Source organism: Pseudomonas sp. GM55 (assembly GCF_000282395.1).
Classification (GTDB): Bacteria; Pseudomonadota; Gammaproteobacteria; order Pseudomonadales; family Pseudomonadaceae; genus Aquipseudomonas; species Aquipseudomonas fluorescens_CC.
The window spans coordinates 17,120-30,863 of sequence record NZ_AKJJ01000139.1 but is presented as its reverse complement, the minus strand read 5'-3'; the positions used below and the strand labels follow the sequence as shown (position 1 = coordinate 30,863).

Here is a 13,744-nt window from a genome sequence, read left to right as displayed (position 1 = left end):
ATGTCATTTATAAAAACAGATTCGTGGAGCCTCGCTGATGAAATCCTATGAAGTCAATTTTGACGGTCTAGTGGGGCCGACCCATAACTACGGCGGCCTGTCCTACGGCAACGTCGCGTCCCAGAGCAACAGCCAGCAGTCTTCCAACCCCAAGGAAGCGGCGCTGCAAGGCCTGGCAAAAATGAAAGCGCTGATGGAAATGGGTTTCCAGCAGGGCGTACTGGCACCGCAAGAGCGCCCGGATGTGGCCGCACTGCGTCGCCTGGGCTTTGGCGGCACCGACGCTGAAGTGATCGAACGCGCCGCCAAGGACGCGATGCCGCTGCTGGTAGCCAGTTGCTCGGCCTCGAGCATGTGGGTGGCCAACGCCGCCACCGTCAGCCCGAGCGCTGACACCGCTGATGGCCGTGTGCATTTCACCGCCGCCAACCTCAACTGCAAATATCACCGCAGCATCGAACATCCGACCACCAGCCGCGTGCTGGGGGCGATGTTCGCTGACCAGAAACACTTCGCCCACCACGCCGCCTTGCCGGCCGTGGCGCAGTTCGGTGACGAAGGCGCGGCCAACCACACGCGTTTCTGCCGCGAGTACGGCGAAGCCGGCGTTGAGTTCTTCGTGTTCGGCCGCAGCGCGTTCGACACCCGCTACCCGGCTCCGCAGAAGTACCCGGCGCGCCAGACCCTCGAAGCGTCGCAGGCCGTTGCCCGTTTGCACGGCTTGAGCGATGACGGCGTGGTCTACGCGCAGCAGAACCCGTCGGTGATCGATCAGGGTGTGTTCCACAACGACGTGATCGCCGTCGGCAACGGTGAAGTGCTGTTCTATCACGAGGATGCCTTCCTCGAGACCGAGCAGATGCTGGCCGAATTGCAGAGCAAACTCGCCAAAGCCGGTGGGAAATTTCAGTCTATCTGCGTACCGCGTTCTGCGGTAACCGTGGAAGACGCGGTTCGTTCCTACCTGTTCAACAGCCAACTGCTGTCACGTCCTGACGGCTCCATGCTGTTGATCGTGCCGGAAGAATGCCGTGGCAACGAGCGTGTCTGGCAGTACTTGCAGGGTTTGACCAGCTCCGGTGGCCTGATCCGCGAAGTGAAAGTCTTCGATCTCAAACAAAGCATGCAGAACGGCGGTGGCCCGGCTTGCCTGCGGTTGCGCGTCGCACTCAACGAAACCGAACTGGCGGCCGTCAATCCAGGGGTTATCATGACGGCACCGTTGTACGGCACACTGACCGAATGGGTCCAGAAGCACTACCGCGACCGCATGACCGAAAACGATCTGGCGGACCCGCAATTGCTGCTTGAGTGCCGGACGGCACTGGATGAACTGACGCAAATCCTTAAACTGGGCGCGGTTTATCCATTCCAGATCAATTGATCGACGGCGCGCTGCCCTGCATGGCAGCGCGTCGCTTCATCTCAAACGAGAGCGTAATTACATGAGCGACAAACTGCAGCTGATCCTTGAAGACACCGACGGCACGCAACTGGAGACCTCCTGCACCCGCGTCGCGGTCATGTGGCAAGGCAAAGAGCTGTGGATCCAGCACGATGGCCGTGGTCAGTTGCTGATCGGCGTGGACGTCGAAGAAGGCGATGCCGAATACGCCAACCTGCTGCTGCGCCCATTGGCGACTAATCTGGTAAGTCTGCAACTGGAGATGGAACCGGCTGACCTCACCGACGATGAGGATCACGTTCACGGCCCGGATTGCAACCACGATCACTAAGGAAACCGCTCTATGCTCGCCCTCGGCAAACTGCTTGAACTGACCCTCGCCGGCCGTGAACCGGCGGAGAAGACTCAACTGACTGTCGAAGGCGTGCGCATGCGCTGGCTGAGCGAGGGTGCGCTGGAAGTCCGGCCGCCCGAAGCGCGTGACAACGGCCTGGACCTGCTGCTGTCGGCGGGGATCCACGGCAACGAAACAGCGCCGATCGAGTTGCTCGATCGCCTGTTGCATGACATCGCCCGCGGTGACTTGAAGCCGCGCGCACGTATTCTGTTCCTGTTCGGCAACCCCGAAGCGATTCGCAAGGGCGAGCGTTTCATCGAACAGGACGTCAATCGACTGTTCAATGGCCGTCACGAACAAAGCAGCGGTTCCGAAGCCCTGCGCGCCTGTGAGCTGGAGCGCCTGGCCGCGAGTTTCTTCAGCCTGCCGGATCGCCAGCGTCTGCATTACGACCTGCATACCGCGATCCGTGGCTCGAAGATCGAGCAGTTCGCGTTGTACCCCTGGAAGGAGGGGCGCCAGCATTCGCGCCTGGAACTGGCTCGCTTGCGCGCCGCTGGTATGGAAGCGGTGTTGTTGCAGAACAAGCCGTCCATCGTGTTCAGCGCCTACACCTACGACAAGCTCGGCGCAGAGGCTTTCACCCTGGAGCTCGGCAAGGCGCGGCCGTTCGGACAAAACGCCGGGGTCAATGTCTCGCTGCTGGAGCAGCGCCTCAAGCTGATCATCGAAGGTGCCGAGCCGGAACTGACGGACGCGGCACTGGACGGTTTGCAGCTGTACAGCGTGGCACGGGAAATCATCAAGCACAGCGACAGCTTCCGCTTGAACCTGCCGGCTGACATCGAGAATTTTTCCGAGTTGGATGTGGGTTATCTGCTGGCTGAAGACATCGCCAATACCCGCTGGATCATCGAGGAAGAGGGCGCCCGGATCATCTTCCCGAACCCCAGGGTGAAGAATGGCCTGCGTGCCGGCATCCTGATCGTGCCGACCACCGACGAAAACCTGGCCTGAGCACGACATTTAACCTCTGTAGGAGCGAGCTTGCTCGCGATGAATCTGAAAACGCCGCGGGGTGCCAGGCTTCCCGCGTTATCGTTGACGACCATCGCGAGCAAGCTCGCTCCTACAGGGAGAGGCGGTGTTTAGACGGCTACGGCACGCGGTTCTGTGCGGCGCAACGCACGGATCTTCTGCAACGTATCCGCACACGTCTTCGCCGCTTCCTGGCCTTTATGCACGAAATGCTCGAAGAAGAACTTCTGGTGCTCTTCGCCGGCATGGAAGTGGTGCGGGGTCAGGGACACCGAGAACACCGGCACTTCGGTTTCCAGTTGCACCTGCATCAGGCCGCTGACCACCGACTGGGCGACGAACTCATGACGGTAGATCCCGCCGTCCACCACCAGGGCTGCCGCGACGATGCCGGCATAACGTCCGGTCTTGGCCAGCAACTTGGCGTGCAGGGGCATTTCAAAGGCACCGCCGACTTCGAAGAAGTCGATGTCGGACTCCTGATAGCCCTGGGCAATCATTTCGGCGAGGAAACCTTTACGGCTCTGATCGACAATTTCCTTGTGCCAGCAGGCCTGGATGAACGCGACGCGCTCGCCGTGGTGGTGTTTGCTTTTGCTGTCGATTGCGGTGGGTTGCATGTTCTGACTCCTGTTTGTGTGAAAAACAGGGCGTTATGAATCGAAGGGGATTCAAGGGGACGCACGCTCGCACGAATGCCGGCGGACGGCCCTTTGCTGTCAATCCCGTTCTCTCTTCATCCGGACTATGACCGTCGGCCCCGGGATCACACCGGGTCTGCTGACCTTGCTGTCAGGCACCGCCGAAGCCGTGCTGTCACCAAGCGCTCGCGGGCTATGCGCATTGCGCGCAATTACCGCCGGTGGGGAGTTGCACCCCGCCCTGAGAACGTTTTTGCCGCCGGAATGTTTGGCGGCGCAGCGTTTTTATCACATATTTGCGGTATGCGCATGGCCCCTTTTGGATGATTGTCATCGACTTTTCCGTTGGTTTAATCGTCCTTTTCCTATGCAAGGGTTGATTAATCGTCGTCATGCCCGCAGTAATTCTTTCCTGAAAGGGATTTCCCCTGCTTACCGAGGCCAGATTCATGAGCGTTATCGATCTTCGCAGCGACACCGTCACCCAACCTAGCGCCGGCATGCTCGACGCGATGGCCAACGCCGCCACCGGCGATGACGTGTATGGCGAAGATCCGACGGTCAACCGCCTGGAAGCCGAACTGGCCAGGCGCCTGGGATTTGCCGCGGCACTGTTCGTGCCGACCGGCACCATGAGCAACCTGCTCGGGCTGATGGCCCATTGCGAGCGCGGTGACGAGTACATCGTCGGCCAGCAGGCCCACACGTATAAATACGAAGGGGGCGGCGCAGCGGTGCTTGGCTCGATCCAGCCGCAACCCTTGGAAGTGCAGGCCGATGGTTCGCTGGACCTGGCCCACGTCGCGGCGGCGATCAAGCCGGATGACTTCCACTTCGCTCGCACCCGGTTGCTGGCGCTGGAAAACACCATGCAGGGCAAAGTCCTGCCGCTGGAATACCTGGCGCGGGCGCGCAGTTTTACCCGCGAGCATGGCTTGCAGTTGCATCTGGACGGCGCACGTTTGTATAACGCGGCAGTGAAGCTGGGTGTGGATGCCCGGGAAATCACCCAATATTTCGATTCTGTCTCGGTGTGCCTGTCCAAAGGGCTGGGCGCACCGGTCGGTTCGGTGTTGTGCGGCTCGGCCGAGCTGATCGGCAAGGCCCGGCGCCTGCGCAAGATGGTCGGTGGCGGCATGCGCCAGGCCGGGATTCTGGCGGCGGCGGGCCTGTATGCACTGGATCACAACGTAGAGCGCCTGACCGACGACCACGCCAACGCACGATTGCTGGCAGAAGGCCTGCGTGCGGCGGGCTTCGAGGTCGAACCGGTGCAGACCAACATGGTTTACGTGCAGATGGGTGACAAGGCCGAGGCGCTCAAGGCGTTTGCCGCCGAACGCGGGATCAAGCTCAGTGCCGCCGCGCGTCTGCGCATGGTCACGCACATGGACGTCAGCCGTGCGCAAATCGAGCAAGTCGTCGCGGCATTCGTCGACTTTTCGCGCAAGTGATAGCGTTAGCGTTCCAATTGACCGTTTCTATCGTATAAACACGCTGTACCCCGCGCGCAGGGCCGATATAATGCGGCCCTTTGCCGTCGCTTCGTCTGTTGACGTTTCGAACAGGCCTTTGGCCGCAGCCTCCGTGGAAGAACCTAATGAAAAGCGCAGAAATCCGTGAAGCCTTCCTTCGCTTCTTCGAAGAGCAAGGCCACACCCGTGTAGCCTCCAGCTCTTTGATTCCGGGCAACGACCCAACCCTGCTGTTCACTAACGCGGGGATGAACCAGTTCAAGGACTGCTTCCTGGGCCAGGAAAAACGCGCGTATACCCGCGCGGTCAGCAGCCAGAAATGCGTGCGCGCCGGCGGCAAGCACAACGACCTGGAAAACGTCGGTTATACCGCTCGTCACCACACCTTCTTTGAAATGCTGGGTAACTTCAGCTTCGGCGATTACTTCAAGCGTGATGCCATCAGCTACGCCTGGAACTTCCTGACTTCCGACAAGTGGCTGAACCTGCCGAAGGAAAAGCTCTGGGTCACCGTCTACGCCAGCGATGACGAGGCGTATGACATCTGGACCAAGGAAATCGGGGTTCCGGCCGAGCGTATGGTGCGCATCGGCGACAACAAGGGCGCGCCGTACGCCTCCGACAACTTCTGGACCATGGGCGATACCGGCCCGTGCGGTCCTTGCACCGAGATTTTCTACGATCACGGCGCCGACATCTGGGGCGGCCCACCGGGCTCGCCGGAAGAAGACGGCGACCGTTACATCGAGATCTGGAACAACGTCTTCATGCAGTTCAACCGCACCGCCGATGGCGTGTTGCACCCGTTGCCAGCGCCGTCGGTCGACACCGGCATGGGCCTGGAGCGGATCAGTGCCGTGCTGCAGCACGTTCACTCGAACTATGAAATCGACCTGTTCCAGAGCCTGCTGAGCGCATCGGCCAAGGCCATCGGCTGCACCAACGACAATCAGGCTTCCCTGAAAGTCGTGGCTGACCACATCCGTTCCTGCGGATTCCTGATTGCCGACGGCGTGCTGCCGTCCAACGAAGGTCGCGGCTACGTGCTGCGCCGGATCATTCGTCGCGCCTGCCGTCACGGTAACAAGCTGGGCGCCAAGGGCAGCTTCTTCTACCAGATCGTCGCGGCCCTGGTCGCCGAGATGGGCGAAGCCTTCCCGGAACTGAAATCCCAGCAGGCGCACATCGAACGCGTGCTGAAGGCCGAAGAAGAGCAATTCGCCAAGACCCTGGAGCAGGGCCTGAAGATCCTCGAGCAGGATCTGGCCGAGCTCAAGGGCGACGTGGTGCCGGGCGACGTGGTGTTCAAACTCTACGACACCTACGGTTTCCCGATGGACCTCACCGGCGACATCGCTCGCGAGCGCAGCCTGACCATTGACGAAGCAGGTTTTGAACGTGAGATGGAAGCCCAGCGCGTCCGTGCCCGTTCCGCCAGTTCCTTCGGCATGGACTACAACAGCCTGGTCAAGGTCGATGTGGACACCGAGTTCACCGGTTACACCGCTCACAGCGGTTCGGCAAAGATCGTTGCTCTCTATAAGGACGGGCAATCGGTCGACGTGCTGAATGAAGGCGAAGAGGGCGTGGTCGTTCTGAACCAGACGCCGTTCTATGCCGAATCCGGTGGTCAGATCGGTGATTGCGGCTTCCTCCAGGCTGGCGCTGCGCGTTTCGACGTGCGCGACACCACCAAGACCGGCGGTGCGTTCCTGCACCACGGTGTGCTGGATTCGGGCAGCCTGATTGTAGGTGCTCCGGTAGAGACTCATGTTGATGCCGAAGTGCGTCACGCCACTTCGCTGAATCACTCGGCGACTCACTTGCTGCACGCCGCATTGCGTCAGGTGCTGGGCGATCACGTTCAGCAGAAAGGCTCGCTGGTCGACAGTCAGCGCCTGCGCTTCGACTTCAGCCACTTCGAAGCCATCAAGCCTGAACAGCTGAAAGCCCTGGAAGACATCGTCAACGCCGAGATTCGCAAGAACTCCGAAGTTGAAACCGAAGAAACCGATATCGAAACCGCCAAGCAGAAAGGCGCCATGGCGCTGTTCGGCGAGAAGTACGGCGACAACGTGCGCGTACTGAGCATGGGCGATTTCTCCGTCGAGCTGTGCGGCGGTATCCACGCCAACCGTACCGGCGACATCGGCCTGCTGAAAATCATCAGCGAAGGCGGTGTGGCATCGGGTGTGCGTCGTATCGAAGCTGTCACCGGTGCGCAAGCACTGGCCTACTTGAATGCGGCGGAAGAACAACTCAAGGAAGCGGCCAGCCTGGTCAGGGGCAGCCGCGATAACCTGATCGACAAGCTGTCGGCTGTGCTGGAGCGCAACCGTCTGCTGGAAAAGCAACTCGAGCAGTTGCAAGCCAAGGCCGCCAGTGCCGCGGGCGACGATCTGTCGGCCCAGGCGCTGGACGTCAAGGACGTGAAAGTGCTGGCCGTGCGTCTGGACGGTCAGGATGGCAAGGCGCTGCTGGCGCTGGTCGATCAACTGAAAAACAAACTCGGCCGCGCAGTGATCCTGCTCGGCGGTGTCCATGAGGATAAGGTCGTTCTGGTTGCAGGCGTAACCAAAGACCTGACTGGCCAACTCAAAGCCGGTGATTTGATGAAGCAAGCCGCTGCGGCAGTGGGCGGGAAGGGTGGTGGTCGTCCAGACATGGCGCAAGGCGGCGGTACCGACGCTGGCGCACTGGATGCGGCACTGGCCCTGACCGTTCCGTTTGTAGAGCAGGGTCTATAAGGCAGTACTTGCGGCTCGCAGTCTAGTGGCGGGCCGCAACGCTGTTTGAGTGATTATTTGGGCGCCCTTCATGGGCAGAGGCGGCTTTGAAATGGCTTTGATCGTACAGAAATTTGGAGGCACCTCGGTCGGCACTGTCGAGAGAATCGAGCAGGTCGCCGACAAGGTTAAGAAATTCCGCGATGCCGGCGATGACCTGGTGGTTGTGCTGTCTGCAATGAGCGGCGAAACCAACCGTCTGATCGATCTGGCCAAGCAAATCAGTGGCGACGGTCAACCGGTTCCGCGCGAGCTGGACGTGATCGTCTCCACCGGTGAGCAGGTGACGATTGCCCTGTTGGCCATGGCACTGATCAAGCGTGGCGTGCCGGCGGTGTCCTACACCGGTAACCAGGTGCGGATTCTGACGGATAGCGCACACAATAAAGCGCGTATCCTGCAGATTGATGACCAGAAGATTCGCGGTGATCTGAAGGCGGGTCGTGTGGTAGTGGTCGCGGGTTTCCAGGGCGTCGACGAGCACGGCAATATCACCACCCTCGGTCGTGGCGGTTCCGACACCACCGGCGTGGCGCTGGCAGCGGCCCTGAAGGCTGACGAATGCCAGATCTACACCGACGTCGACGGCGTCTACACCACCGACCCGCGCGTGGTGTCCGTGGCTCAGCGCCTGGACAAGATCACCTTCGAAGAGATGCTGGAAATGGCCAGCCTCGGTTCCAAGGTGTTGCAGATCCGCGCGGTCGAGTTCGCCGGCAAGTACAACGTTCCGCTGCGCGTACTGCACAGCTTCAAGGAGGGTCCGGGCACCCTCATTACTATTGATGAAGAGGAAACCATGGAACAGCCGATCATTTCCGGTATCGCTTTCAACCGCGATGAAGCCAAGCTGACCATCCGTGGCGTGCCAGACATCCCGGGCGTTGCATTCAAGATTCTCGGCCCGATCAGTGCCGCGAACATCGAAGTCGACATGATCGTGCAGAACGTCGCGCACGATAACACCACCGACTTCACCTTCACCGTGCACCGCAACGACTACCAGGCGGCGCAAGCCGTGCTGGAAAAGACCGCTGGCGAGCTGGGTGCCCGTGAAGTCGTGGGCGACACGAAGATCGCCAAGGTATCGATCGTCGGCGTTGGCATGCGTTCTCACGCAGGCGTCGCCAGCCGCATGTTCGAATCCCTGGCCAAGGAAAGCATCAACATCCAGATGATCTCGACTTCGGAAATCAAAGTCTCCGTAGTGATCGAAGAGAAGTATCTGGAACTGGCTGTGCGCGCTCTGCACACGGCTTTCGAACTGGACGCACCGGCCCGTCAGGGCGAGTGATGCGTTTGCCAAAAGGCGCGGTCTGACCGCGCCTTTTGTTTTTTTGAATGGCGTGCCCCCCCGAGCCTGTTCTTTTGCTCGCGCTAGTCAATACTCAGGCATGTAGGGCTGCGACCGCTCCGGTTGTGGGTCGAGTGCCTTTTTTTTGCAGACTGTGGTCCCTGAAATGAAATGCGTGAGGAGAAAGGTATGCTGATTCTGACTCGTCGGTGCGCAGAAAGCCTGATTATCGGTGATGGCGAAATCACCGTGACCGTGCTCGGCGTCAAAGGAAATCAAGTGCGCATCGGTGTTAATGCTCCCAAAGAGGTGGCTGTTCACCGGGAGGAAATTTACCTGCGTATCAAGAAAGAGAAGGACGAAGAACCAAGCCATTAATTTTTATCGTTTTTTATGTTTGCAAACGGGGAAGAAGCTGGTTAATATACGCCCCGTGTTGCGGAGAGCTGGCCGAGTGGCCGAAGGCGCTCCCCTGCTAAGGGAGTACACCTCAAAAGGGTGTCGGGGGTTCGAATCCCCCGTTCTCCGCCATTATTTGCTTAGTACGTTGTAATCTGGCTTCTTCGGTAAGTTGTTGAAATTACTAGAAAAAGTGTTTGACATAGAGATTAGACGGCCTATAATGCGCGGCAACAAATGCACTCGTAGCTCAGCTGGATAGAGTACTCGGCTACGAACCGAGCGGTCACAGGTTCGAATCCTGTCGAGTGCACCATTTAAGAGTTGTTTGCAGTGATGTAAATGACTTGGCTTCAACCAGTTGTGATCTGGTCTAAAAACACAAATTGCACTCGTAGCTCAGCTGGATAGAGTACTCGGCTACGAACCGAGCGGTCACAGGTTCGAATCCTGTCGAGTGCACCATACAAACAAAAAGCCCGCCTTTAAAGCGGGCTTTTTGCCGTCCGGGATTTGGCTTTTTCTTTCGTGCATCCCCTCTCGTCGAACTCCACCTGTGCGCTGCGACCTTTGCGGGTGTCGTAACGGTAGGTCGTGGACGAATTGCGAATACTGATCCTGTCTGGCTTGCCGAGCGCGCTTTCGACGTCTTGCTGGCTCATGCCCGCGACCACTCGCTGATTGATGATCGCCTCTCGGCGCTCTCTTGGGCTGATCAGGTTTCCACACTTGTCCTGCGTCTGACCGACCACATTTGGCTCTTTCCTTTTGATGTTCATTGCTGATGTTTCGCGGGGTTCGGCCGGCGGCATAAGTGCCACCGTGCTGCCAGGGGTAAAGGCGCGGACGTCCTGAAGTGAAACACGTTCTCCCGCGGCGCAGCTCAGCGTGGTGAAGGTGATGTGTCCATCGGCTGCTTCGCAGCGTTGAACGGTGGTGGCGAGCGCCAGGGGCAGGGGGCCGAGCAGGCTGAGCAGTAAAAGGAATTGCGAAATCGATGGCATCAGGCGTCCTCCATGACGTTCTTTTTCAAGGGTAGCGGCTACAATTTTCGGGCGGAGGTGTGTTTTCTTTTCAGAATACGTCGTCGCATTTTGATGGATCAGGACGATGCTCAAGATTGTTGTGCAAGCGCTTGTTTCAGCCACGATTTTTTAACGTTTAAAACCGTCAGGCGGTGTATCATTGCGCCCGTCAGCCCCGCCGGGGCTTGTGGAATATCTCCATGGACTTACCCAGTAGTTACTCAGTACCCCGTTTCACCAATCATGAATTGACTGATTGATCCTTCCGGCGTGCCCCGCTGCTGGGAGTGGAGTTCGCCTATGTCCGAAGTTGAAGTAAAGAAAACGCAGGAAAGCTTGCAGGATCGCCTGGCTCAGGTGGTTGAGTTGCTGCAGCGCCAGCGTGTGGTAGAAGACCTGACTCACCGCCAGGAAGGCCCGCATCATGACCGGGTCGAGAACCTGGTCCACCGGCAGAACCTTGTCGAGTTGCAACGCAAGCTCGATGACCTGCACTCCGCCGACGTCGCCTACATCCTTGAAGCCTTGCCGCTGGACGACCGTCTGACGCTCTGGCAATTGGTCAAGGCCGATCGTGACGGCGATATCCTTCTCGAAGTATCCGATTCGGTTCGTGAATCGCTGATCGCCGACATGGACGATCACGAGCTCCTGGCGGCAGCCAAGGACATGGATGCCGACGAACTCGCTGACCTGGCCTCCGAGCTGCCACGAGACGTCGTCCATGAGCTCATGGAGACCCTCGACCAGCAACAACGCGAGCGCGTGCGTTCGGCACTGTCCTACGACGAGGAACAGGTCGGTGCGTTGATGGACTTCGAGATGGTGACCATCCGTGAGGATGTCAGCCTTGAAGTGGTCTTGCGTTATCTGCGCCGTCTCAAGGAGTTGCCGGGCCATACCGATAAACTCTTCGTGGTCGATTACGACGGCGTCCTCAAGGGCGTGTTGCCGATCAAGCGTTTGCTGGTCAACGATCCGGACAAACAGGTTTCCGAGGTGATGGCCAGCGATCCGGTGAGTTTTCACCCGGACGAAGACGCTTACGATGCTGCCCAGGCATTCGAGCGTTATGACTTGATCTCCGCGCCCGTGGTCGACAAGAACGGCAAGCTGATCGGTCGTCTGACCATCGATGAAATGGTTGACCTGATCCGTGAAGAGAGCGAAAGCGAAGTTCTCAACATGGCGGGTCTGCGTGAAGAAGAAGATATTTTTGCGTCGGTCTGGAAATCCCTGCGTAACCGTTGGGCCTGGCTGGCGATCAACCTGATTACCGCGTTCGTGGCTTCTCGGGTCATCGGTTTGTTTGAAGGCTCGATCGAGAAGCTCGTGGCGCTTGCGGCGTTGATGCCGATCGTGGCGGGGATCGGTGGTAACTCGGGCAACCAGACCATCACCATGATTGTTCGGGCCATGGCGCTGGACCAGGTGAGCACCGGTAATACCTCGCGCCTGATGCGCAAGGAATTGGCCGTCGCGTTGATCAACGGCGTGATCTGGGGCGGGGTGATTGGTGCGGTTGCCTACCTGCTCTATGGCAGTTGGTCATTGGGCGTGGTGATGACCGCCGCGATGACGCTCAACTTGCTACTGGCGGCGTTGATGGGGGTCTTGATCCCCATGACCCTGGCGAAGATGGGGCGCGATCCGGCAATGGGCGCCAGTGTGATGATTACGGCCATGACCGACAGCGGAGGCTTTTTCATCTTCCTCGGGCTGGCGACAATCTTCCTGCTCTGAAGCCCCGTACATCGAAAACCCGCCTTTGGCGTAATGCTGTAGGAGCGAGCTTGCTCGCGATGGTCGTTAACGATGCCGCGTGTTTACTGACTAAACGCGGCGTTCTTGAGTCCATCGCGAGCAAGCTCGCTCCTACACCATCACGTCTTTGGCGGGTTTTTTTGAGCCTGAATTTCAGGCAAAAAAAAGCCAGCGATCAAGCTGGCTTGAGCTTTCTGCTTGAATCAGGACGCGTCGGCGGCCATTTCAGCATCATGCGCGATCAGCGAAACCAGGGCGTTCTGCTGCCGATGGGAGAGTTGGCGGAAGCGCTGCAGCAGCTCCCGTTCGTGCAAGGAAAGCTCCGGGCTGTCCAGGCGCATGCTCAACTCTTCTCCCAGTGCGCCTTCCTGAATGAGACTCTGCTCAAGGCGCGCAATGATTTCAGAGTTCATGCTGCGATGATGATTGCGAGCCACCTCGGCAATGCGTTCACGCATTCCGTCTGGCAGACGTACGACGAACTTGTCAGCCGTACGGCTGGAATAAATTGCCTGTTTCAATGGGCGCATATATTTAACCGGTTAGTTCAGGGGAGCGGTTTTCGGGATTGGCCGCAGGATGTCTGATAGGACAAGCGCTCTGACCAAATGTTCAACCTGAATTGATAGAGGCGCGCATCATGCCTCAAACCAGCCAGATCCTTGGCGTCAATTCTGTGACAAATATTGAACTGTATAAAGGCGTTCTGCCAGCACCAATTATCAGAAATGCGGACTGGTTTGAAAAGTTCGACCGGGCCGTAATGCTTAATGCGGCCTCCGCCTGACGAAAGGTTTCGAACAGGAGGAACAAGCGGACTCGATCCCCGCTCCTTGCCTTTACAGAATAGTGGCAAATGGCCGATTTACTAGGGGCAGTCGTATGGCGGGGGAGAATTCGGGATGGATGGCAGGTCCTTGCACCGGATCTGCCTGGCCGGGATTAACGCAGTACCGGATCAAACTTGATCTTGCGTCCGGCAATCAGCGCGAGCACGAACAGACCGGTGAAGACAGCACAGGCGATCAGGGGGAGGGTGACGACCATGTCCTGGGTCAATGACAGATGAAAAATGCCACTCAACAAGGCGAGGATGAAAAAACTCGCGGCTGATCTGGACATGCTGTGCTCCTGGTGGGGGATTCAAAATACCAAACGTTCAGATGATGGCGCCGGTAGCAGGACGTTTTCCTGGCTCGTTTGCTGGCTGACAAATCCGTGCCGATCACTCAATTCCGCCAGTTGCGGCGCCTTCTGCAACTGAAGGTAATGCGGCATTCGTTGGGCAACCTGCGTAACGCTGCTCTCGGGAATAAAATGAAATCCCGGTAAAACTGCCAGTGCGATTGCGGTCGAGAGTAAAAGAACGCTGTTCATGGCGCAGGCCTCGGTTGCTCTGTGAGACCAGTGGAAGCAGCGCGCATGCCAGAGTCTATCGGCAATTAAAGCCTTTAAAAACAATGAATTAAGTTATTTTTGGTAAAGCGCTATATTGCATTTTGCAAGGGTGGATTTTTGCAGTGATGCAATTTGCACGGTAAACAAGTCCGCGCCTGGCAGAGGCGTCTGCCTACACTTAA

14 protein-coding genes, 3 tRNA genes and 1 riboswitch are annotated in these 13,744 nt (G+C 58.4%); of the genes, 12 read left to right on the top strand and 5 right to left on the bottom strand.

Going from position 1 to position 13,744, the window contains the following annotated elements; genetic code table 11:
* Positions 1 to 37 precede the first annotated feature (37 nt).
* The 3 genes from astB to astE all read left to right on the top strand — a co-directional run bounded on the left by astB (position 38) and on the right by astE (position 2,759).
* On the top strand, positions 38 to 1,384 hold the full coding sequence (astB, locus tag PMI31_RS26745; protein ID WP_008022774.1) for an N-succinylarginine dihydrolase: 1,347 nt from the start codon (positions 38 to 40) through the stop codon (positions 1,382 to 1,384).
* 61 nt (positions 1,385 to 1,445) lie between these two features.
* Positions 1,446 to 1,736, top strand: a complete 291-nt coding sequence (locus PMI31_RS26740) for a hypothetical protein (protein ID WP_008022771.1) — start codon at positions 1,446 to 1,448, stop codon at positions 1,734 to 1,736.
* 12 nt (positions 1,737 to 1,748) lie between these two features.
* Complete coding sequence (astE, locus tag PMI31_RS26735; protein ID WP_008022770.1) at positions 1,749 to 2,759, top strand: succinylglutamate desuccinylase; 1,011 nt, start codon at positions 1,749 to 1,751, stop codon at positions 2,757 to 2,759.
* A gap of 131 nt (positions 2,760 to 2,890) precedes the next feature.
* Here astE and PMI31_RS26730 read toward each other — a convergent pair whose 3' ends face one another.
* Positions 2,891 to 3,400, bottom strand: coding sequence for a 6,7-dimethyl-8-ribityllumazine synthase (locus tag PMI31_RS26730; protein ID WP_008022768.1), 510 nt, complete (start codon positions 3,398 to 3,400; stop codon positions 2,891 to 2,893).
* Between the two features lie 103 nt (positions 3,401 to 3,503).
* A riboswitch (FMN riboswitch) is annotated at positions 3,504 to 3,674 on the bottom strand.
* A gap of 196 nt (positions 3,675 to 3,870) precedes the next feature.
* Between PMI31_RS26730 and ltaE the strand changes: the two genes are divergently transcribed.
* The 7 genes from ltaE to PMI31_RS26695 all read left to right on the top strand — a co-directional run bounded on the left by ltaE (position 3,871) and on the right by PMI31_RS26695 (position 9,840).
* Complete coding sequence (gene ltaE / locus PMI31_RS26725) at positions 3,871 to 4,875, top strand: low-specificity L-threonine aldolase (RefSeq protein ID WP_008022766.1); 1,005 nt, start codon at positions 3,871 to 3,873, stop codon at positions 4,873 to 4,875.
* A gap of 146 nt (positions 4,876 to 5,021) precedes the next feature.
* On the top strand, positions 5,022 to 7,643 hold the full coding sequence (alaS, locus tag PMI31_RS26720; protein WP_008022763.1) for an alanine--tRNA ligase: 2,622 nt from the start codon (positions 5,022 to 5,024) through the stop codon (positions 7,641 to 7,643).
* A 91-nt stretch (positions 7,644 to 7,734) separates the two neighbouring features.
* Positions 7,735 to 8,976: an aspartate kinase gene (locus PMI31_RS26715; protein ID WP_007971040.1), complete on the top strand. Its 1,242-nt coding sequence runs from the start codon at positions 7,735 to 7,737 to the stop codon at positions 8,974 to 8,976.
* Between the two features lie 189 nt (positions 8,977 to 9,165).
* Complete coding sequence (gene csrA, locus PMI31_RS26710) at positions 9,166 to 9,354, top strand: carbon storage regulator CsrA (protein ID WP_002554426.1); 189 nt, start codon at positions 9,166 to 9,168, stop codon at positions 9,352 to 9,354.
* Between the two features lie 62 nt (positions 9,355 to 9,416).
* Positions 9,417 to 9,507 (top strand) — tRNA-Ser (locus tag PMI31_RS26705).
* A 107-nt stretch (positions 9,508 to 9,614) separates the two neighbouring features.
* Positions 9,615 to 9,691, top strand: a tRNA-Arg gene (locus PMI31_RS26700).
* Between the two features lie 72 nt (positions 9,692 to 9,763).
* Positions 9,764 to 9,840: transfer RNA gene (locus PMI31_RS26695), tRNA-Arg, on the top strand.
* A gap of 20 nt (positions 9,841 to 9,860) precedes the next feature.
* Here PMI31_RS26695 and PMI31_RS26690 read toward each other — a convergent pair.
* Positions 9,861 to 10,379 carry a hypothetical protein gene (locus PMI31_RS26690; RefSeq protein WP_008022761.1) on the bottom strand — a complete coding sequence of 173 codons (519 nt, stop codon included), beginning with the start codon at positions 10,377 to 10,379 and terminating at the stop codon, positions 9,861 to 9,863.
* Positions 10,380 to 10,700: 321 nt separating this feature from the next.
* Here PMI31_RS26690 and mgtE point away from each other — a divergent pair, with 321 nt between their 5' ends.
* The gene (mgtE, locus tag PMI31_RS26685) at positions 10,701 to 12,143 is read left to right on the top strand and encodes a magnesium transporter (RefSeq protein WP_008022760.1); all 1,443 of its coding nucleotides are present in this window, start codon (positions 10,701 to 10,703) and stop codon (positions 12,141 to 12,143) included.
* Positions 12,144 to 12,367: 224 nt separating this feature from the next.
* Here the strand turns inward: mgtE and PMI31_RS26680 are convergent, their stop codons facing one another.
* Entirely contained in the window at positions 12,368 to 12,694 is a 327-nt protein-coding gene (locus tag PMI31_RS26680; RefSeq protein ID WP_003178899.1) for an Arc family DNA-binding protein, read from the bottom strand.
* A 110-nt stretch (positions 12,695 to 12,804) separates the two neighbouring features.
* On the opposite strand from PMI31_RS26680, the gene PMI31_RS31130 reads away from it, so the two are divergent.
* Complete coding sequence (locus tag PMI31_RS31130) at positions 12,805 to 12,951, top strand: hypothetical protein (RefSeq protein ID WP_008022758.1); 147 nt, start codon at positions 12,805 to 12,807, stop codon at positions 12,949 to 12,951.
* A 155-nt stretch (positions 12,952 to 13,106) separates the two neighbouring features.
* Here the strand turns inward: PMI31_RS31130 and PMI31_RS26675 are convergent, their stop codons facing one another.
* Together PMI31_RS26675 and PMI31_RS30420 are read right to left on the bottom strand one after the other, a co-directional pair.
* On the bottom strand, positions 13,107 to 13,286 hold the full coding sequence (locus tag PMI31_RS26675; RefSeq protein WP_008022757.1) for a PA3371 family protein: 180 nt from the start codon (positions 13,284 to 13,286) through the stop codon (positions 13,107 to 13,109).
* Positions 13,287 to 13,307: 21 nt separating this feature from the next.
* A complete protein-coding gene (locus PMI31_RS30420) occupies positions 13,308 to 13,541 on the bottom strand; it encodes a hypothetical protein (protein WP_008022755.1) in 234 nt (77 codons plus the stop codon).
* Positions 13,542 to 13,744 lie beyond the last annotated feature (203 nt).